Below are 19687 nucleotides of genomic sequence, written 5' to 3' on the forward strand. Positions count from 1 at the left end.
CATGACCTGCGGTCACAGGGAGGATCGGCAAGCCTCACACCAGCCGCCCGTCCCGCCGCACCCGCACCACCCGCTCCCTCGCCTGCGACCCCGCCGTCCGCCCGCGCGCGTCGCCGCGCGCCGCGCCGACCCGCGGCCCCGGATATTCGCTCGCCAGGTCGCGCAAACCCGCATCGGCGATCGCGCCAGCGCCCAGCGCCCGCGCCCCGATCATGCCGCGATCTCGCTCGCCAGCCCGGCGATCAGGAACAGCGCCAGCTGGTCGCCGCGCACCCCGAACCGGTCGTGCCAGATGCCCGCGCCATCCTCCCACCGGTCGAAACACAGAAAGGCATAGGGGGTCCGCCCCGGCCGCCCGTCGTCGCCGACCGGATCGACCAGCCCCTCGTCGGCCATGATGTCCCACACCGCCTGCGCCCGCACCCCGAAGTGCCGCCGCGCCGCATCGGCGCCCTTGGCGTCGATCGCGTCGGTCCACTGGAAAAAACCCAGCTCACCCCATATCCGCCGCGCCGCGCGTATCTCCGCCGCGCTCGCCGCGCCCTGCCAATGCTTGTCGCGCGCATCGGACGTGTTGATCGTCCCCGTCGCCGCATAGACCGTCGACCAGCGCTGGCTCGCGCCGCCGAGCTGCTGGCTATTGTCGGTGCCGGGCCGGAACCGTCCCGAACTTTCGAGCACCACCGCGCGGTCGAGCAAGGTCACCCCCGACGCGCTCAGCTTCAGGTCGGTCTGCCCGCCATGCGCCACCGGCATCGTCGCCGCGATCTGCGCGCGCACCCCGGCGCCCGTCACCGACCCGTCGGCGCTGCGAAAATTGAGCGCGGCAAAGACCGCGTTCGCAGTCCAGCCTGCGGCTCCCGCCTGCGTATCGGCAATCTCCGCCACCACCGGCGCGCTGCCGTCGACCGCCGAACTGCCCTTGACCACCAGCCGCTGCCCCGGCGCGTCGTCGCCGACCCCCAGATTGCCCGCGCAGACGAAGCCACCACCGCTGCGCTGATGGACCAGCGCCGTCGCCGGTACATTCACCCAGCCGCTGCCGCGCCGCACCGTGACACTGTCCGCCGCCTCGACAGAGGTCGCCGCCGCATGGCCGGTCGAGATCGGCTGCTTGCCCGCAAGCACACCGTCATGCGCGGCAATCGCCGCCTGCACCGCGCCGATCGCCGCGCCGTGCGCCGCGATCGTCACCCCCGCCGCCGTCAGCGCCGCGCCGTTGGTGGCAACCCCGGCGGTCGCTGCCGCCAGCGCGCCATCGGTCGCCGTCAGCCACCCCGCGCCGACGGTCAGCGCGACCGTCTTGATCCCCGCCGAAAACACCACCGGCGCCCCACCGTTCGACGACGCCGCGACGGCATCGCGCCGCAGCCGTCCTTCGGCATCGAGCCCGCCGGTCCCGACCTCCCACTCGCCTTCGTGCCGCACCCCGGCAATGCTGTAGTGAAAGCTCGCGCCGCCGGGCACGGCATCGGCAAACCGCCGATGCCCCGCCACCGCGCCGCTCAGGGCAAAGGGTCCCGTGCCCGTCGCGCCGCTCGTCTCGCGCACCAGGTCGGCAAAAAATATCGTCGGCATGGTCATGCCATCCTTTCCATTCAAAATGAGCAGCCGCTTGACGGCGGATGCGCAGAAGCACAGGGCTGCCAGCCATGCGAAAACGGATGATCGGGCTGTTGATATTTGGCATCGGAGCGGCGCCCCAGCCGTTGCTCGCCCAAAACATGTACAGCGAACCATTCAGCGGACCGCTGAAGGAGATCATCGATCAGGGCATAGGCGATCGAAATATTGCCCCGGACGAACGCACTGACCTGAGCAAGTGCAACGGCGCTGACGAAAAAGGCGTGGTTCAGGCCATTGAAAGCTGCTGGCCGGTTCTCGAAACCTACCGCCTTCTGGCCGAACTCTCGTCGGCGATGCGAGAATGGAAAGCTCTGCCATCCGAGAAGCAGATGCTCGTCACACCTCAAAGCACATTGGCTGGAACTCTCTCTGACGACATTCTAAGGCGCGCTGCCAGCCGCAAGTATCCGGCAGAAGACATTGCGCGGGTGATCGCTTTTTTCAGTCGAGCCCAAGTCGCAATGGGACGTGACGATCCCAACGATGTCTATCGAAATATGGTTGGAGCGGACATTGTCATAAGCATGACCCGCATCGACGCGTTGCGGAACAGCAAGCTTGCCGCATTTATCAGAGGGGTTGCTCGGCCCGATTGAGCGCGTGCAAATCTGTGGCGAATCTCGGCAGACGAACACAATGGTAAGCGCCCGGCCCCTACCGAAAGGGAAAGGACCGGGGCCGGGCGCCGCATCGCGCGCCAGATCAGCTGGCGGCGAATTTCATCAGCTTGATCGCTTCCGAATTGATGATCGCGCCGCCCACCCGCTTGGTTGCATAAAAATGCACGAAGGGCTTGTTGCTGAACGGGTCGCGCAAAATGCGCGTCTCGCCGCGGTCCGCGATCAAATACCCGGCGCGGAAATTGCCGAAGGCGATCGACAGGCTGTTCGCCCCCACCGCCGGCATATCCTCGGCCTCGACCACCGGATAACCGAGCAGCGTCGCCGCCTGCCCCTCGACCAGCCCCGGCTGCCACAGGAAGGCGCCGTCGCTCGTCTTGAACTTGCGGATTCGCGCCAGCGTATCGCTGTTCATCACCCACACCGCGCCTTGCCGGTACGGGGCGCGCAGCGCATGGACCAGCTCGACCAGCTTGTCCTGCGGGTTCGACGCCGCAAAGGCGCCCGCCGCGCCCGACGCCAGATATTGCAGTGTCCCGAACGCGCGCACCCCGTCACCCTCGTTGGTCGTCGCCGCGTCGAGGAAGCCCTTGGGCCGGTTCGTCCCGTTGCCGCTCACAAACGCCGCGCCTTCCGCCACCGCGAATTCGCGCGCGATCTCGTCGGCCAGCCAGCTTTCGACATCGAACATCGCATCGTCGAGCATCGCCTGGCTCGCCGCCGGATTGGCGTAAAGCTCGCCCGATGGCGGCGCGATCTCGGCAAAGCTGCGCGTTCCGGTCTCGGGCCGCGCCGCGGTCTCGCCGACCCAGCCCGCCCCGGTCGCCCCGGTCGCGACCAGCTTGCGATAGCCGCTCGTCCCAGTCTGCACGACGGTCGCGATGCTGCGGATCGGCGACAACGATTTCAGTGTCGCGGCGATCGTCCCGTCGATCTCGCGCGGCACCGCATAACCGCCCTCGGCGCCGCTCGCCCCTGACAGGCTCTTCATCTCGACGCCGGCATCGATGCCCCTGCGCAGGTACCGCTCGACGAACGCATCGCGCGCCGGATCGGCCGCCTTCGCCCCGTCGAGCGGCAGCCGCGCCGCCGCGACCGCCTGCGCATCGACCTGCGCCTTCAACGCCGCGACCGAGGCCTTCAGATCATCGACCGCCTCCGCCGCCAGCACCGCATCGAACGCCCCATCGAGCGCATCGGCCTTCACTTCCATATCCAACTCCATGCCCGTCACTCCTTCACCAAAAGACTCCCCTCCCGCAGGCGGGAGGGGTTGGGGGAGGGCCTGTCGCCCGCCGCCAATGTTTCGATTGCAATCACCCGCGCCAGCGCCTGCATCGGCGCCGCCACCAAACTCACTTCGGCGAGGTCGAGCCCCAGCAATTCGCGCGGATTGCTCCCGCGCGCCGCGGTCACCCGATATCCGAACGACAAGCCCGTCAGCGCCCCGCGCGCGACCAGCGCCGCCGCGGTCGGATGCGTCACCCGCGCCACCACGCGCAGCCCGCGCGCATCCTCGGCCAAGCCCTCGATCGTCCCGATCACCGCCCCCGGCCGGTGCTGCCACAACAGCGGCACCGCCCCGCCCGCCGCCAGGCTGCGCGCAAAAGCGCCGCTGCGCACCACATCCCCGCCGCGATCGACGCGGTCGAACACCGACGCATAGCCCGCGAACCTGATCCTCCCTCCCGCTCGCGGGAGGGGTTGGGGGAGGGCCTGTTCCACCACCGCCCCCCTCACCGCAGCAACCCCGGCAGCCCCAGCTTCACTGCCAGCCCGACGACCAGCAGCGCCAGCATCCCGCGCACCGCCCAGTCGACCGCCGCCTTCCACGCGCTCGTCTTCGCGTCGCGCCACGCCCCCAGCAGCTGCCGCAAATCGCTCATGTCGCCGCGCGCCGCCTCGTCCGAGAGCCCCAGCCGCGCCAAAGCCCGCCGCGCCCCCAGCTCGCTCGCCTCCTCGATCAGCGCGCGCAGCACCGCCGCGTCGGCCACACCCGTCCCCGCCAGCGCCACCAGCCGCGCCAGCGCTTCTTCCTCATCCATGTCGAGATCCTTCCTTCCCCTCTCCCATCTAGGGAGAGGGTTGCGCAGCCTTGGCAGCTTGCTGCCTAGGCGAAGCTGGGTGAGGGGATCGCCCTCGCGTCCTGCATCACCCTACCCCCAGCAACGCCCGTTTCTCCTCACCCGTCAGCCAGTCCGCCGCCGACACCTCGTGCCACAGCATCATCCGTTCCTCGGTCAGCGCGGGCACCTTGTTCAGGTCGACCCGCAGCGCGGCATCGGGAAACCACCCGCGCAGCCCCTGCGCGATGCCGCCCAAGATCTTCCCCGCCAGCGGCAGCACCGTCAGCCGCCACAGCGCCCGGTTCGCCTCCTTGTAATTCGCGTAAGTGGCATCGCCCGGCAGCCCGAGCAGCATCGGCGGCACCCCGAACGCCATCGCGATCTCGCGCGCTGCGCTATGCTTCAGCTCCAGGAAATCCATGTCGGCGGGCGACAGCGACAGCGCCTGCCACCTAAGCCCGCCCTCCAGCAGCAACGGTCGCCCCGCATTCGCCCCGCCGGCAAACCCCTCGGCCAGCTCCTCACGCAATCTTTCGACCTGCTCGGCCGACAGCGGCACGCCCTTGTCGCCCGGATCATGCACCAGCGCCCCAGACGGCCGCGCCGCATTCTCCAGCAGGCTGCGGTTCCACCCCGTCGCGGCATTATGCGCCGCGATCGCCGCCGCCGCCGCGCCGAGGCACCCCGCGCCATAATGATCGTCGAGCGGATGCGGCGCCTTCAGGTGGACGACCGCGGTCCGCCCCGCGCCATCCTCGGCCGCCAGCACCGCCGCGCTACCCCCCGCCTTGTAGCGATAAGCGATCGGCCAGCCGCGCGCATCGGCCTCGACCGTCACCCGCTCGGGGCGCAGCGCGAACAGCTCCGCCGGCGCCCCCGTGCCGTCGCCCAAAATCTGCACATAACCATTGCCGTGCAGCAACAACTGCGCCGCCAGCGTCTCGAGCAACCCCTGCCCGCCCGACGTGCCCGCCACCAGCGCGCCGAGCGCCGGGTCGCCCGCCTCCAGCGGCGCCCCGCCGACCGCCTCGGCGACCAGCTGCACGCTGCGCCGCACGATCGGATTCTCCAGATATCCGCTGCGCACCTGCGCCTCGAACGACAAGGGCGCGGGCGCGCTCCACGAGCCATACACCCGCGACAAAGCGGGCCGCGTCGCCGTCGACGCGGCCTTGCGGCCAAACCAGTTCATGATGTTCTCCTGACCCGTCGCGCCCGAAAGCGGCGCTATAATTTTTGCACCCCCGGCCCCGCCGTTCCCATCCCGCGCAGCAACTCCGCCAGCGCCCACACGCACGCATCGGCGCGATCGGGCGAGCGTCCCGGCCCCGCATAGCCGCCGCCGACCTGGAACCCGCAAAGCTGGTCCTCCAGTTCGCCGAACACCCCCGCATGGACCACCTGCCCGCGCTCATAGGCAAGCGCGACCGGCTCGGCACGCCGCGCCTTGCCGACGCTCGCGTGCACCGGCACCACCGGCAGCGTGCAATCGGCCTGGCGCAGCGTGCCCAGCACCATCTCGCCGCCCATATTGCTCTCGGCGACCACCCGGTCGGCGCCCCGGCGCGCCGCCGCCGCGGCGACCGCCTGCGCCCACACGCCAGGCGACGCCTTTTCGACGCTCGCATCCTCCAGCACCGCCAGCCGCCCGTCGCGCAGCAGCGCCGCGACGACGATCCCGCACGCATCGCCTTCGCTGGTCGCCGGCGGATCGACCCCGATCACCACGCGCACCGGCTTGCCGACGCTCGCCGCATCGACCCGGCACGCCTCGACCAGCGCGCGGCTCCACAGCGCGCCCTCGACATCCTCCAGCATCTCGCCGCCCAGCTCCTGCCGCCCCAGCCGCGTCCCGCCATAGCTCGCCAGCATCGCCTCGACGAAGCTTTCGGGCAGGTGCGGATTCTCGCCCGTCCGCCCATAGGTCGGCACCATGCCCGGCGCCGCCAGCACGCGCCGCATCGCCGCATTGGTCCGCGGCGTCGTCGTCACCAGCACCCGCGGCCGCTCGCCCAGCCGCATCCCCAGCATCAGATTGTCCCACGCCGCCGTCCCGCGCCGCCATTTCGCCAGCTCGTCGCACCACGCCGCATGATGTTCGGGCCCGCGCAATTCCTCCCCGGCCTCGGCCGAATAGAGCATCGCCACCGCGCCGCTGTCGAACAGCAGCTCGCGCCGCCCCGCGACCCAGCGCGGCGTCTCGTGCGACCGCGCCACGGTCAGCAGCCCGCTCGGCCCCTCGATCATCACCCGCTGCCCGTCGGCGATCGTCGCCGCGACCAGCGCGATCCGCGCCCCCGGCCGATCGCGCGCCACCTCGCTCACCCATTCGGCGCCCGCCCGCGTCTTGCCGAACCCGCGCCCCGCCTGGATCAGCCAGATCCGCCAGTCCCCCGGCGGGGTACGCTGCCCGTCATTTTGGAACCCGTACCAGCGCCGGACCAGCTCGGCCTTCTGCCCCTCGGTCAGCCCGCGCAGCACATCGCGCAATTCCCTCGGTGTCAGGCTGCGCAGCCACGCGATCAGGTCGTCCGACCGCCACTGCCGCGTGACCGCGTCGGTCGCGTCGGGGTCGGCGTCGGTCAACCACATACCGGCTCCGGCGCGTCCGGACCGGCGCCGTCCTTCGGCGGCGGCGGCGAAGACGAAGACGGCGGCGGCAACGCCCCGCGCGCCGCGCGCTGGCGCAGCACCATGCCGATCCGCTTGATCAGCGCCGCGTCGGTCTCCTCCTGCGTCGCGACATGCCGCTCGGGCTGCCGGCGTTTCGACGCATGCCCCTGCTGCACGCTGCGGCGATGCAGGTTGAGCAGGTTCATCGCCTGCTCCACCGTCATTTTCTCGACCGGTTCCGCGCCCTCATCAAGATCGATCCCTTCGACCACCTGTAACGCACGGCGGACCAGCGCCATTTCCAGCCGTTCGTAACCGATCTCCAGCGCCGCCTGCCACTGCCGCGCAAATTCGGGATCGCGCGCGCGGAGCAGATAGGCGCTGCGCGTCGCGACCCCCGCCGCCTTGTTCGCGCGGCTGACGTTACAGCTCTGCGCCAGCTCGGCCAGGAACGCCGCGCGCTTCGCCGCCGTCCACCCGTTCTTCCGCACCGCCCGAACCTGCAACTGCCCCTTCTGGTTCGGAATGATTTCCTCGTCCATATCGCCCGCCTCCAAAGCAAAAGGGCCGGAAAGCCCCTCCCATCGGAAGAGGCCCCGGCCCGACTCGCAATTCTGCATGATGAGAGTTATGTGCCATATCAGCGTGACGATGTCAAGGAAAATAACCTATATGGTTATGATTTCAGTTTGAAATGGCGGAAACAGCGAATTCCATTTCAAGCCCCATGGAAATATCCTCATTTCCTGTTAAATTGGTCTAGTGGATACGATCTCGCAGATCCTAGTGCCTGAGCGCAGCTGCGTACGCAGCGCATTAGGAGTGCTCGGTGTTCAATACCCTGACGGACTTGATTGGCTCGAACGGCGGTTAGACGATATCGAAAGTGGGCGCGCGCAGCTCTGGCAGGCGGGTCTAGGGAAGTTTACTTCCGGTTGGGCCATCGTGACGCCCAAAGGAAATCACGACGTCAAGCTTTCCACCATGTACGTCGCACCTGGTGCTCGGGGCCAAGGCGTAGGCCGCAGAATGATAGAGGCGATTTCTGCGGAGTGGCACTATCGCAACATATTCAGCGCGCGGGTGACCTTTGACGAAGACGACAGAGTGACGCGCGGTTTTTTCGAAGCCGTTGGTTTCAAACCAATCCCCGACAGTCGTCGCCAATATGGCGCGCGATTCGATCGCGCCTACTTGCTGGATCTGAGTTCGCCAGATTTATTGCCCGTCGCGACCAACAAGCGGCGTGTCCCATGTGAGTTCGCGCTTCATCGCTTCAAGCGCTTCATATAGCGGCTGAACTAGGCCCGTCGACCAAAGCGGCTCCCAGATCTTATCATGGGCGATTTTGTCCGCCGTCAGCCGCCCGTTCGGATCCTCCTGGACCTCACATTCCAAATCCGAGACAGCCTTCCCTGGCATCAGGAGATTTTCGCCATGCGCTTCCAGAAAAATAATGCCCAAAGGATCAACGTTCTCGTCCGGCGGGATCGGTAATGCCATCAGCGAACTGGCGCTCCCGCCCTGCTTATAAGCTTCGCCACGGGTCAACCCCCAGAGACGCACCAGTCGATTGCGCGTTCCGTCGACTTTCCAATTGTAGAGGACGATGCGCTGACGAAAGGTGCGTCCAATGATCCCATAGCGAACGGAAAATCGGCGGCCAACGACAGGCCTATCGGGGTTTATTGTTGGCCGCGGCAGATAATTCGTTGCCTGCACGAGCTGTTCGTCGGTCATTCCAGGGACATACAGCGTTGCCCGATGCGAAATTTTATTGAGATCGACATTGAATTCGCTGAGAAATTGCTTGTCTATTTCAAGCTTAAGCCGTGCGAACAACGCGTCGAGATCGAATTGTTTGCTTTTTTGCTGATAGGTCGAGCTAACAGCTGCATCGATCGCCTCGAGCGATTGACGAATGCTGCTCTTGACCATGGCGACGTCACGCGCGACGGAAATTGGACCGATGGCAAACTCCTTCACTTGCGCGAGCCACGCCGGCGTCGCGGGTACCAGAAGCAGTACCGACACAATAAAAATCGCCAAAAGGATTACAGGTCCAGTCCATTTGAAGAAACGACGCAGCTGATCGTAGATCGTGGCAGGCAGGTCGCTCGACGCTTCGCCCTGACGATTCAGATCCTCGCGCACTTTCGCGACGCCTTCGTGTGCCTTCCAAAGCTTTGACTGGAAGTTGGCATTCTGGTCGGCAAGTTTTTCCATGATGATATCGACGTCCACCGCAATTTCGGCGCCCTTGCCTTTCGGAAGTTTAGCGATTTGCACGCGCAGTTTGCGCATGTCTTCGGTGATGCTGCGGGGATCCTGCAGCCCATCCAGCAGCGCCCGGTCGATCTGATCCGCTTGGGCGAGGACACTCTTGGCAGGCTTGCTGAGAAGCATGGGTTGGGAGATGCTAGCGCCCAGATATAGGCCAAACATGCTCGACATCAGCACCGCCAACAGGATCAACCAAAATTGCTTCACTTGAGCTCCCCCCGTACGTTAGGTTATGCCCTCATCCCATTCCCGGTGCCAGCAGAGAAATGGGTTGAGATAGGACGATCGCCGCCATGCTTCCATTACGCTTTCGGGACGCAGTCCTTGGAGCCGATACGCGAGCCTATCGCACCGGGATCGCCGAGCCCGCCCTTCTTCTTGAGGCCGAAGGCGACCTAACTATCGACTATGCGCCTTTCGATCACGTCGAAGAAAAGGCCGAACTCGTTCTGGTCGGCCTAACCCCGGGTCGTATTCAAGCTGCCAATGCAATTGAGGCTTTGGCGGCTGCGCTTCGAGCCGGCACGACGCTTAAGCAAGCCTTGGGAATAGCGAAGCGCAGCGCAAGTTTCAGTGGCCCTATGCGGGCCAATCTCCTCGCTATGCTTGATGCGATCGGGGTTCCGGCACTGTTCGGTCGGACCAGTGCCGCCGAGTTCTTTGATGATAATGCAAATGTGCATTTCACCTCTGCGCTCCGTTATCCAGTTTATATCAATGGTCGCAACTATTCAGGCATCCCGAACCCACTGCGCCATCCCCTGCTTGTCGCGATGATTGAACGGTATCTCGCCGAAGAAGCCGAAAAAATTGAAGGTGCCCTATGGGTGCCCTTAGGAAGTCATGCGGAGGCAGCGCTTCTCCACCTTTCTGTGCAAGGCCATATCAACGGGTCCCGTATCCTCGCCGGATTGCCACACCCAAGCGGCGCCAATGCCGAACGCATCGCCTATTTCCTCGGCCGCAAATCGCGCGAAACTCTATCGGCGAAGACAAATGCGGATGCCCTTGATGCGACGCGTGCCCATTTGGAAACTCAAATCGCCGAGTTCAGACCCAACCGCTAATGGATTAAGTTGACGCCCTAGGCGTATCACATTGTGTTGAATATCCGCTCTCTTTGTTCGATCCTCAAAAGTCGACGATCTCAGGACGGCCACGTGCTCTCGCCCGTCGGTACGCATAGGAATTAATGAGCTTCTCCGCGTCCGGGCAGCGTCCAACACCGATGGCATGCCCCCCACCATTGCCACCCCGCTCCCGCCCCGTTAGTGGCAAGCCATCGTGGACAGCAGCATCACCATCGGAACCGACGCCGCGCAGAATGCGGTCCGCATCGACGTGCAGGAACTGCTCGCGACGCGCCTGCTCGTGCAGGGCAATTCGGGGTCGGGCAAGTCGCACCTGCTGCGCCGCATCCTCGAGGAAAGCGCCGGCCTCGTCCAGCAGGTGGTGATCGATCCCGAGGGCGATTTCGTCACCCTCGCCGACCGCTACAACCATGTCGTGATCAACGCCGGCGACTATAGCGAGCGCGAGATCGCGGCGATGGGCGCCCGCATCCGCGAGCATCGCGCCTCGGTGATCGTCGCGCTCGACACCCTCGACATCGAGGCGCAGATGAGCTGCGCCGCCGCCTTCCTCAACGCGCTCTTCGACGCCCCGCGCGAACATTGGTTTCCCGCGCTCGTCGTCGTCGACGAGGCGCAGATGTTCGCCCCCAGCGCCTCGGGCGACGTCTCCGACACCGTCCGCCGCGCCAGCCTGTCGGCGATGACCAACCTCATGTGTCGCGGCCGCAAGCGCGGACTCGCCGGCGCGATCGCGACCCAGCGCCTCGCCAAGCTTGCGAAGAATGTCGCGGCCGAGGCGAGCAATTTCCTGATGGGGCGCACCTTCCTCGACATCGACATGGCGCGCGCCGCCGACCTGCTCGGCATGGAACGCCGACAGGCCGAGGCGATCCGCGACCTCGACCGCGGCCATTTCCTCGGGCTCGGCCCCGCGATCTCGCGCCGCCCGGTGTCGATCCGCATCGGCGCGACCCATACCGCGACCCGCGCCGGAACGCACAGCCTGCTGCCGCTGCCCGATGCCGAGCCGCACGACATGCGCACCATGCTCTTCGCCGAGCTGGAGACGATGCCGCCCCCCCCTCCCCCACCGCCGAAACCCGTCCCCGCGCACGACCTGATGCGGCAATTCGCGGCGCACGACGACGACCTTGCGCTCGCCGAAACCGAACCCGATCCCGCGCTCAGCCCCGAAGAGGTCGAGGCGGCACAGGCCGCCGCGACCGCCGCCGCCGAGGATATCGAGGCCGGCATCGTCGCCGCGCTGCACGACATGCTCGCCGACCCCGACGGCGCCTTCCATCCCGAGGCATTCCTTTACCAGGATTTCTCGGTGCGCTGCCGCATGGCGCGGCTCGCGCGCGTGCCGCTCGATCTCGCGCAGTTCCGCCGCCGCTTCGCGCTGGCGAAGGGCGGCATCTTCGACCCCGCCGACGCGCGCTGGGCCGATCTGCTCGACGCCGCATCGCGCCTGCCCGACGACATGCTCGCCCCCTTCGTCCAGATCGGCCGCGCCGCGATGGAGGGGCTGCCCTGCCCCGACGACGACGCGCTCGGCCGCGCTTACGGCACCCGCTCGCCGGGCCGCATCCGCCGCCTCGTCGACTATATGGAAAAACATGGCGCGGTCGTCGTCCGCTCGGACTTCGGCGGCCGCCGCTCGATCGGCATCCCCGCGCTGGGGCTCAGCACCGAGGCCGAATAACGCCCCGATTCCGGCGATTGACCTCTCCCTGTCTTGCCCTACACCGAGGACAGGGGGACATCATATGGCGGGACTCGACCGGGACGATTGGCAGGCCATCCAGGCGCTGTTCGATGAACTGGTCGACCTGCCCCCCGATACCCAGACCCGGCGGCTGACCCGATCGGCGCTCGCCCCCGACATCATCACCGCGGTGCGCGGGCTGCTCACCGCGTCGCGCGGCGAGGGCATCCTCGATGGGACGCCGCCGCCGCTCGGCACCGAAGCCGCGCCCGCCGCCTACACCTCGCTCGCGTCGGGGCAGGATGTCGGCGGCTTCACGATCGACCGGTTGATCGGGCGCGGCGGGCTCGGCGAGGTCTATCTGGCGCGCCGTGCGGGCGCCGATTTCGACCAGAAGGTCGCGCTCAAGCTGCTGCGCGTCGATGCCGCCGAGCGCGCCGAAAGCTTCGCGCGCGAACGCCGCCTGCTCGCGCGGCTCGACCATCCGGGGATCGCGCGGCTGATCGATGCCGGGGTCGCCCCCGACGGCCGGCCCTATATCGTCATGGACTATGTCGACGGGCAGCCGATCGACGCCTGGTGCCGCAGCCACGCCGCCGACCTCGACACAAGGCTCAAGCTGTTCCGCGAGACGTGCGATGCGGTCGCCTTCGCCCACGCCAACCTCGTCGTCCACCGCGACATCAAGCCGTCGAACATATTGATCGACCCTGCGGGCAAGCCGCGCCTCGTCGATTTCGGCATCGGCAAATTGCTCGACGACAGCGCCGCCTTGCCCGCGACGACGCAGGCGATGCTCACCCCCGACTATGCCGCCCCCGAACAGCTCGGCGGCGACGAGGCGACGGTGGCGACCGACGTCTATGCGCTCGGCGTCGTCCTCTACGAACTGGTCAGCGGCCAAAGCCCCTGGCGCACCGAAAAATCATCGGTCCCCGCGATGATCCGCCGCGTGCTCTATGAAGACGCGGCACTGCCCAGCCGCGCCGCCGCGAATGGTGGTCCGGTCCCCGCGGGCAAGATCGGCGGCGACCTCGACGCGATCGTGATGAAGGCGATGCGCCGCACCCCGACCGAACGCTATCTCAGCGTCTCTGCGCTGTCCGAGGACGTCGCGCGCCACCAGCAGTTCCTCCCCGTCCACGCGCGCGACGGGTCGACCCGCTATATGGCGGGGCGTTTCCTGCGCCGGTACCGCTGGGGCGTCGCCGCGACCGCCGCGGTGCTTGCCGCCTTGCTCGTCGGAGCGGGCGGCATCGCCTGGCAGGCGCGCGCGACCGCGATCGAACGCGACGCCGCGCTCGCCGAGGCCAAACGGTCAGAGGCGATCAACCGCCTGCTCACCGTGATGCTGCGCGACACCGCCGCGACCGACGAGGGCGAGACCGCGACGGTCAAGCAGATGCTCGACCAGACCGCCGAGAAGCTCGCCAATTCGCTCGACCATAGCGAGGAATCGGCGGTCCTCGTCGCCACCCTCTTCAACCTTTACGTAAACCTCGAAGACAACCTAGGCTCCTACACCCTCGTCAGCCGCGCGCTCGAACGCGGCGTGGGCAGCGACAGCGCCGCCGCGACCGCCGACCTGAAGGTAAAAAAGGCGGCCGGCGCCGCCGCGATCGACAATACCGAAGAAATGCCCGCGCTGCTCGCCGACGCCGAGCGCGTCTTTGCGACGGATCCGATGCGCTACCGCCTGCAGATCGTCGAACTCAAACAGGCGAAGGCCCAATATCTGCGCCGTACGGGCAAGACCCAGGAGGCGATCGAGCTCCTCGTCTCGACCCTCCCCGACGCCGAAGCGGTGTGGAAGGAAAACCATCGCGACCTGCTGTCGGTCTATAACAATATCCTCGTCTACATGATCGAAACCAACCAGCTCGACGCGATGACGCCGATCATCGCGCGTGCCGAGGCGGTGATCGCCCGCTCGGGCGATGAGAACAGCGGATCGGACCTCAACATCCGCCAATTGAAGGCGCTGCGCCTCATCCGGCTCGGCAAGCCCGCCGAGGCCGAACCGCTGTTGATCGCCCTCGTCGCCCAGCGCCGCGCGACGCTCGGTGAATCGGCGGGCCTCGCGGTCGACCTGGTGCAATTGAGCCGCGCTCAGATGCCGCTTGGCAAATATGCAGCGGCGCGCAAAGCGTTGGAGGAAGCCTATCCGATGGCGGCCGACAATCTTTCGCCCAAGGCGCTGCCGACGATCATCATCGGTGCCGCACTCGCCGAGGCGCGCGCCGAAACCGGCGACGTTGCGGGTGCACAGGCGCTGATCGATCAGCTCCAGCCGCTTTTCGACGCCATGCCCCCCGGTCTCCCCGCCGCCGTCCTCGGCCGCGCCCGCGCGATCCTGCGCCTGAAGCAGCGCCGCCTCGCCGAAGCGCGCCGGGAAGTCGACGACGCCGACGCGATCTTCCGCAAGGCTGGGCCGAGCGGCATCCCCTATCTGCAATCGGTCGCGGCGCTGCGCAAACGCATCGCCGCAGCGGGCTAGGCCGGGACCGCGCCGGCGACCATTGGGCTCATGGCAGCAGGCCTTAAGCCGCGGCCATTTCCTGATGGATCCACGCCCGCGCCTGTACCCACCAACGGCGCACCGTTCGGTCGGTTACCCCCAGCACGTCGGCAGTCTCGCGCTCGTCCATCCCGGCGAAGAAACGGCAATCGACGACCTGCGCCAGATTGGCGTCCTGCCGCTTCAACGCCTCGAGCGCGTCGCCGAGTTTCAGCACCTGTTCGTCCTCGGGCACTGCGGCGGCGAGCGAATCGAGGCTCTGGGTAAAGCTGTAATCCCCCGCCCCGCGCTTCGACGCCAGCCGCGCCCGCGCCGCGTCGATCAATATGTGGCGCATCGCGGTCGCCGCGCAGGCGAGGAAATGCGACTGGCTTTCCCACCCGTCGGCGCGGCGCAATTTGACATAGGCCTCGTTGATCAGCGCCGTCGTCTGCAAGGTCTGGGGGCCGCCGGCGCGATAATGCTCGCGCCGCGCGATCGTCCGCAGTTCGGCATAAAGATCCGCCACCAGCGCGTCGGCGGGACCGGGCAGGTCGTCCTCAGGGGGCGTATCCGGATCGATCGACTTTCCCCCGCAACGCGGCCCGCCAGCAAGTCTGACCAAATGATTTTATGCGGCCAGACCAGCAGTTTGGCAAGCGGGCTTCGCTCGCGTCACCCCGCGTCGTGGAAGATCAGGCCGAGGGTGCGGCGCTGACCGGTTCGTAGGGCACTTACCCCGTGGCGCATCGCTACCCGATAATCGCCGCGGGCGCCCCGCACCGGCCGGGTGTTGACCGCGAAGACCACCGCATCGCCCTTGCCCAGCGGCACGACCGCGGCGCGCGACTGCATGCGCGGGCGCTGCTCGGTGAGCAGGAACTCGCCACCCGTAAAATCGTCCCCCGGTGCCGACAGCAGCACCGCGAGCTGCAGTGGAAAGACATGCTCGCCATATAGATCCTGATGCAGGCAGTTATAATCGCCCGGCCCATAGGACAGCAGCAGCGGTGTCGGCCGCGCCTGCCCCGCCGCGTGGCAGCGCGCCAGAAACGCGGCATGGGCGTCGGGAAAGCGCACATCCATCCCCATCCGTGCGTGCCAGCGGTTGGCGATCGGCGCCAGCCGCGCATAGAGTGCCGTGCGCAGATCCGCGACCGGCGCCGGCAGCGGATAGGCGAAATAGCGATATTCCCCGCGCCCGAACCCGTGCCGCGCCATATGGACATGGCTACGAAACCCTTGCGGCGCGTCGTAACACGCCGCCAGCGCATCGCATTCGGCATCGCCGAACAGCCCTGGCACCACCGCCCAGCCCTCGGCATCGAGCGCCACCGAGAGGGCCGGCCAATCGATCGCGGCGATCCGCGCCTCGATCGGGTGGGTGGCGGAGCGGGCGGGCGGGGCGATACCAGTCGTCATCCCGCCGCCATGGCTTCGCGCCGCGCGCGCGGCGCCCCGTTTCTTGCGGTCAAATGCCGGCGAACATCGAGTGCCGCCGCTCAGAACCCGAAATCGGCGCCCGACAGCAGCGACATGTTGAAATTCTGGATCACCAGGAAACGATCGGCCGCATATTGGACCACCGCGTCGGCGCCCTGCTGATAGATATGCGGCTGCAGCGCAGCAAAATCCGAATACCCGTCGACCTTGATCGTATCGAGGCCGTCTTCGAAATCGAGGATATAGTCGATCGAAGGAAGGCTCGACGCTTGCACGAAAAACAGGTCCCCTGCCGCGCCGCCGACCATGACGTCGTTGCCGTCGCCGCCATCGATATAGTCGCGGCCGGCGCCACCAACGAGGACGTCATTGCCGCCATAACCGTACAGCTCGTCGTTGCCATCCTCGCCATAGATGCCGTTGGCAACGTCATTGCCCAAGATCAGGTCATGGCCGCCACCACCCAGCAAGGCGACGTTGAGTTCGCTAGCCGGTCGACCGCGCTGGTCGCGCGCCGAAATGAGATTGCTCAGCTCGTTGCCGACCCCAAAGGTCGTGTTGCCCCAGACGTACAGATTCTCGACATTGGCGTAGAGGTAATAGCCCGCCCCTTCGATGAGGGCATAGACACTGTCGCTTCCGCCGCCCGCAGCTTCGAAGGTCAGATCGGCGGGGGTATCGACACGATAGCTATCGTTGCCGGCACCACCGTCCATCAGGTCATAGTCACCAAGTCCGCCCGCGCCGTCCAGAACATCTCTGCCGGCACCGCCGACGAGGATGTCGGTGGCGAAATCCTCACCCCCTTGCAGTTCGTCGTCGCCGTCCTCGCCATAGAGGGCATCCGAACCGTCACCACCATAAAGCAGATCGTGACCATTGCCGCCGACCAGATAATCATTCCCGTACAGCCCGAACAGCCAATCGTTGCCGTCTTCGCCGAAAATGCTGTCGTTGCCACCGAACGGCTCGCCTTCGCCGCCGCCCGCAATCGAGTCGTTCCCGGCGCCGCCGAGCAACAACTCGTCACCCAGCCCGCCTTCGATCCGGTTGTCGCGGGAATTGCCGACCAGAAAGGTCAGCGTGTCCGACTCGACGATAATCGTCTCGATATTTTCATTGGCGTACCAGCCGCCATTCTGAATGCGGACAAAGGCCGTATCCCGGCCATAAAGAGAGAGGCCTGGCGGGTTGGCATCTTCGAACACGATATCGCCCGGATGGTCGATACCATATAGGTCATCGCCCTTACCGCCATAGAGCAGATCGGCCGACGGCGCTTCGGACGGATCGAAACGGATATCGAGCGAGTCGTTTCCGAACCCGCCAACCAGCGTATCAGTCCCCCTGCCGCCGTTCAGCGATGCGCCATAGAGAATGTCGTCACCGTCCCCGCCATCTATCTCGTCATAGCCGGCACCGCCGACCACCAGGTCGTTCCCCGCACCGGCCCGGATGATGTCATCCCCGTCGGTCCCGGTGATCTTGTCGTCCGCGGCAGTACCGACGATTTCCTTATGCGCCATCTTCTTCAACACGATCTTCCTCGTTCTGCGTCCCAGCCTCCTCGCCGCCTAAACATCCGATATTCAGCGGCACCAGTTCGCACAACGGCAATGTGGGTGCGGCTAAAATCCGAAATCGGCGCCGGTCAGCGTCGTCGCGACGACATTTTCCAGCACCAGGAACCGCCCGCTGCTATATTCGATCACCGTGTTGGCGCCCTGTTGCGAAAAATGCGACTGCAGCGACGCGAAGTCGAGATAGCTGGCGCTGAGCTGGATCCGGTCGATCCCGCGTTCGAAGTCCCTGATATAGTCGATATCGTTGCCATGGGTGCCGATGAAGAAACGGTCCGCCCCCGCGCCGCCGACTAGGACGTCGCCCCCCGCGCCGCCGTCGAGGAAATCATTGCCGGCGCCGCCGATCAGCACGTCATTGCCGCCGCCGCCGTAAAGTTCGTCGTCGCCGTCCTCGCCGTAAAGCCCGTTCGCGCCGTTATTGCCATATAATTTGTCGTTGCCCCGCCCGCCGAGCAACGTCACCGCGGTGTTGCCTTCGGCGGAGATCAGATTGTCGAGCTCGTTACCGACGCCAAAGCTCGTGTTGCCCGAGAGGTACAGATTCTCGACATTGGCGTAGAGATAGTAGCCGGCGCCGTTGATGTGGGCATAGACCGTATCGTTGCCGCCACCCACCGCCTCGAAGGTCAGGTCGTCGGGGGTGTCTACATAATATTTGTCGTCGCCGGCGCCGCCGTCCATCAGGTCATAGTCGCCCAGCGAGGCGTTGCGATCGCCGGTGCCGCCGTCCAGACTGTCGTTGCCTGCGCCCCCGACCAATATGTCGGTGAAGAAGCCGGTGCCGCCGAACAGGAAATCGTCGCCATCCTCGCCGTAAAGCGCATCGGCCTCCCCGGCCCCGTTGAGCGAGTCATTGCCGGTCCCGCCGGCGAGATAATCGATCCCGCCGCCGCCAAACAGAAAGTCGTTGCCGGCTTCGCCGAACAGGCTGTCATTGCCCAGACCGCCGTTGATGCTGTCGTTGCCGCCACCGCCGAGCAGCAATTCGCTCGCCTCGCCGCCGCGAATGTCATTGTCCTGCGCATTGCCCACCAGAAAGGTCAGGGTGTTCGAACTCGACCAGATATTTTCGATATGGGCATGCGCGTACCAGCCGCCGTTCGCGATGCGGACGAGCGCGGTGTCGGTGCCTTCACCGGCATTTTCGAACGCGATGTCCCCGGCATGATCGATGCCATAGGTGTCGTTGCCGGTCCCGCCATACAGCGCGTCGGCGAATGTCGGATCGCTCGCGAAAAAGGAGGTGTCGAGCGAATCATTGCCCTCGCCGCCGATCAGCACATCGACCCCCGTGCCGCCGCTCAGGGAGTCGTCGCCCGCCTCGCCGTACAACACATCGTTGCCGGCATCGGAAAAGACCGAGTCATTACCCGCCCCGGCCAGGATCGTCATGTTGCCCGTCGGTGTCTTCACCCCGCCCAGCTCGGCCGAGGTCTCGATATAATTGTCGAGGTTATTGCCGACGATCGTCGCCGACTCGCGAACCCCGTTCACTGTGCGCGTGCCCAGCACTCCGCGCAGCCATTCGACATTGGCGGGCATGTAAAACACGTTCCCGCTTCCCGGCGTCTCGCGATAGAGCAGGATGATCGTGTCGCGGGTGCCCTCGCCGGGATTTTCGAAGATATAGTTCTGGTCGGCGAAGCGCACATAATAGGTGTCGTCACCAGTGCCGCCGTACATATAGGTCGTGCGGGTGCCCGTCTGAGCGGTCCCGAAGGTGGCCTCGGCGATCAGCGTGTCATTGCCCGCCTCACCGTACAGATAGCTGGTCTGGCGCCCGTTCGCAGGCAACCCCAGACTGGCGAAATCGGCGTTTGCGAAGGCTTCGAGGCTGCCCTCCAGCGTATCATTGCCTTCGCCGCCATACAGCCTGTCGTTGCCGACCGTCGCGTAAAGCCGGTCGTTGCCGCCCTCGCCATATAAAATGTCGTCGCCGATGCCGCCATCGACCACGTCGTCGCCGCCGCCGGCATGGACGATATCGTTGCCCTTGCCGGTGGCGATCTCGTCGGCGTCGGCGGTGCCGACAATGTCATCGACGCCATCGGTGCCGGGAATCACTTTTCTTGCAACGGTCGCCACAGGATTCTCCCCACGGAAATGCACCAAAAGACAGACAGATGCGTCGCCCCCCACACCTGCCTAGATTCGACCCGGCGCGCCGCCCATCCC

18 protein-coding genes are annotated in these 19687 nt (G+C 66.2%); 5 read left to right on the forward strand and 13 right to left on the reverse strand.

Features of this window, described 5'->3' with window-relative positions:
• Positions 1 to 34: 34 nt before the first annotated feature.
• Both ASD67_RS04125 and ASD67_RS04130 read right to left on the reverse strand, forming a co-directional pair.
• The gene (locus tag ASD67_RS04125; protein WP_056343813.1) at positions 35 to 214 is read right to left on the reverse strand and encodes a hypothetical protein; all 180 of its coding nucleotides are present in this window, start codon (positions 212 to 214) and stop codon (positions 35 to 37) included.
• Complete coding sequence (locus tag ASD67_RS04130; RefSeq protein WP_156377562.1) at positions 211 to 1578, reverse strand: tail fiber domain-containing protein; 1368 nt, start codon at positions 1576 to 1578, stop codon at positions 211 to 213. The genes ASD67_RS04125 and ASD67_RS04130 overlap by 4 nt, the downstream gene beginning before the upstream one ends.
• Before the next feature lie 74 nt (positions 1579 to 1652).
• Between ASD67_RS04130 and ASD67_RS04135 the strand changes: the two genes are divergently transcribed.
• Positions 1653 to 2222 (forward strand): hypothetical protein, encoded by a 570-nt coding sequence (locus ASD67_RS04135; protein WP_156377563.1) that lies wholly within the window; start codon positions 1653 to 1655, stop codon positions 2220 to 2222.
• A gap of 106 nt (positions 2223 to 2328) precedes the next feature.
• Here the strand turns inward: ASD67_RS04135 and ASD67_RS04140 are convergent, their stop codons facing one another.
• The 6 genes from ASD67_RS04140 to ASD67_RS04165 form a co-directional block, all read right to left on the reverse strand.
• The gene (locus ASD67_RS04140; protein WP_156377564.1) at positions 2329 to 3471 is read right to left on the reverse strand and encodes a phage major capsid protein; all 1143 of its coding nucleotides are present in this window, start codon (positions 3469 to 3471) and stop codon (positions 2329 to 2331) included.
• Positions 3472 to 3476: 5 nt separating this feature from the next.
• Complete coding sequence (locus ASD67_RS04145; protein ID WP_082544974.1) at positions 3477 to 3926, reverse strand: HK97 family phage prohead protease; 450 nt, start codon at positions 3924 to 3926, stop codon at positions 3477 to 3479.
• 56 nt (positions 3927 to 3982) lie between these two features.
• Positions 3983 to 4291 (reverse strand): DUF6127 family protein, encoded by a 309-nt coding sequence (locus ASD67_RS04150; RefSeq protein WP_056343825.1) that lies wholly within the window; start codon positions 4289 to 4291, stop codon positions 3983 to 3985.
• 106 nt (positions 4292 to 4397) lie between these two features.
• Positions 4398 to 5504: a phage portal protein gene (locus ASD67_RS04155; protein WP_056343828.1), complete on the reverse strand. Its 1107-nt coding sequence runs from the start codon at positions 5502 to 5504 to the stop codon at positions 4398 to 4400.
• A gap of 35 nt (positions 5505 to 5539) precedes the next feature.
• The gene (locus ASD67_RS04160) at positions 5540 to 6904 is read right to left on the reverse strand and encodes a DNA-packaging protein (protein ID WP_056343831.1); all 1365 of its coding nucleotides are present in this window, start codon (positions 6902 to 6904) and stop codon (positions 5540 to 5542) included.
• Complete coding sequence (locus tag ASD67_RS04165; RefSeq protein ID WP_056343834.1) at positions 6895 to 7467, reverse strand: hypothetical protein; 573 nt, start codon at positions 7465 to 7467, stop codon at positions 6895 to 6897. Before ASD67_RS04165 ends, ASD67_RS04160 begins: the two co-directional genes overlap by 10 nt.
• Positions 7468 to 7747: 280 nt before the next feature.
• Here ASD67_RS04165 and ASD67_RS23975 point away from each other — a divergent pair, with 280 nt between their 5' ends.
• The gene (locus ASD67_RS23975; RefSeq protein ID WP_443028027.1) at positions 7748 to 8218 is read left to right on the forward strand and encodes a GNAT family N-acetyltransferase; all 471 of its coding nucleotides are present in this window, start codon (positions 7748 to 7750) and stop codon (positions 8216 to 8218) included.
• On the opposite strand, the gene ASD67_RS04170 is transcribed toward ASD67_RS23975, so the two are convergent.
• Complete coding sequence (locus ASD67_RS04170) at positions 8144 to 9415, reverse strand: hypothetical protein (protein ID WP_056343838.1); 1272 nt, start codon at positions 9413 to 9415, stop codon at positions 8144 to 8146. The two genes, ASD67_RS23975 and ASD67_RS04170, sit on opposite strands and share 75 nt — an antisense overlap.
• A gap of 86 nt (positions 9416 to 9501) precedes the next feature.
• On the opposite strand from ASD67_RS04170, the gene ASD67_RS22555 reads away from it, so the two are divergent.
• The 3 genes from ASD67_RS22555 to ASD67_RS04185 all read left to right on the forward strand — a co-directional run bounded on the left by ASD67_RS22555 (position 9502) and on the right by ASD67_RS04185 (position 14486).
• Positions 9502 to 10275 carry a uracil-DNA glycosylase family protein gene (locus tag ASD67_RS22555; protein WP_082544836.1) on the forward strand — a complete coding sequence of 258 codons (774 nt, stop codon included), beginning with the start codon at positions 9502 to 9504 and terminating at the stop codon, positions 10273 to 10275.
• A 217-nt stretch (positions 10276 to 10492) separates the two neighbouring features.
• Positions 10493 to 11986 carry an ATP-binding protein gene (locus ASD67_RS04180; protein ID WP_056343842.1) on the forward strand — a complete coding sequence of 498 codons (1494 nt, stop codon included), beginning with the start codon at positions 10493 to 10495 and terminating at the stop codon, positions 11984 to 11986.
• A gap of 64 nt (positions 11987 to 12050) precedes the next feature.
• Positions 12051 to 14486 (forward strand): serine/threonine-protein kinase, encoded by a 2436-nt coding sequence (locus tag ASD67_RS04185; RefSeq protein WP_056343845.1) that lies wholly within the window; start codon positions 12051 to 12053, stop codon positions 14484 to 14486.
• Between the two features lie 43 nt (positions 14487 to 14529).
• Here ASD67_RS04185 and ASD67_RS04190 read toward each other — a convergent pair whose 3' ends face one another.
• The 4 genes from ASD67_RS04190 to ASD67_RS23850 form a co-directional block, all read right to left on the reverse strand.
• The gene (locus ASD67_RS04190) at positions 14530 to 15111 is read right to left on the reverse strand and encodes an ECF-type sigma factor (protein ID WP_235535564.1); all 582 of its coding nucleotides are present in this window, start codon (positions 15109 to 15111) and stop codon (positions 14530 to 14532) included.
• Positions 15112 to 15161: 50 nt separating this feature from the next.
• Entirely contained in the window at positions 15162 to 15908 is a 747-nt protein-coding gene (locus tag ASD67_RS04195; protein WP_056343847.1) for a 2OG-Fe(II) oxygenase, read from the reverse strand.
• An 80-nt stretch (positions 15909 to 15988) separates the two neighbouring features.
• Entirely contained in the window at positions 15989 to 17467 is a 1479-nt protein-coding gene (locus ASD67_RS04200) for a calcium-binding protein (RefSeq protein WP_056343849.1), read from the reverse strand.
• Positions 17468 to 17557: 90 nt separating this feature from the next.
• Entirely contained in the window at positions 17558 to 19597 is a 2040-nt protein-coding gene (locus ASD67_RS23850) for a calcium-binding protein (RefSeq protein WP_162248536.1), read from the reverse strand.
• Positions 19598 to 19687 lie beyond the last annotated feature (90 nt).

This window comes from Sphingopyxis sp. Root1497 (genome assembly GCF_001427085.1).
GTDB lineage: Bacteria > Pseudomonadota > Alphaproteobacteria > Sphingomonadales > Sphingomonadaceae > Sphingopyxis.

Excerpts from the sequence above, each read along its gene's own strand:
- ASD67_RS04125 (WP_056343813.1), bottom strand. The coding sequence starts at position 214 with ATGATCGGGGCGCGGGCGCTGGGCGCTGGCGCGATCGCCGATGCGGGT.
- ASD67_RS04130 (WP_156377562.1), bottom strand. The coding sequence starts at position 1,578 with ATGCCGACGATATTTTTTGCCGACCTGGTGCGCGAGACGAGCGGCGCG.
- ASD67_RS04135 (WP_156377563.1), top strand. The coding sequence starts at position 1,653 with ATGCGAAAACGGATGATCGGGCTGTTGATATTTGGCATCGGAGCGGCG.
- ASD67_RS04140 (WP_156377564.1), bottom strand. The coding sequence starts at position 3,471 with ATGGAGTTGGATATGGAAGTGAAGGCCGATGCGCTCGATGGGGCGTTC.
- ASD67_RS04150 (WP_056343825.1), bottom strand. The coding sequence starts at position 4,291 with ATGGATGAGGAAGAAGCGCTGGCGCGGCTGGTGGCGCTGGCGGGGACG.
- ASD67_RS04155 (WP_056343828.1), bottom strand. The coding sequence starts at position 5,504 with ATGAACTGGTTTGGCCGCAAGGCCGCGTCGACGGCGACGCGGCCCGCT.
- ASD67_RS04160 (WP_056343831.1), bottom strand. The coding sequence starts at position 6,904 with ATGTGGTTGACCGACGCCGACCCCGACGCGACCGACGCGGTCACGCGG.
- ASD67_RS04165 (WP_056343834.1), bottom strand. The coding sequence starts at position 7,467 with ATGGACGAGGAAATCATTCCGAACCAGAAGGGGCAGTTGCAGGTTCGG.
- ASD67_RS22555 (WP_082544836.1), top strand. The coding sequence starts at position 9,502 with ATGCTTCCATTACGCTTTCGGGACGCAGTCCTTGGAGCCGATACGCGA.
- ASD67_RS04185 (WP_056343845.1), top strand. The coding sequence starts at position 12,051 with ATGGCGGGACTCGACCGGGACGATTGGCAGGCCATCCAGGCGCTGTTC.
- ASD67_RS04195 (WP_056343847.1), bottom strand. The coding sequence starts at position 15,908 with ATGACGACTGGTATCGCCCCGCCCGCCCGCTCCGCCACCCACCCGATC.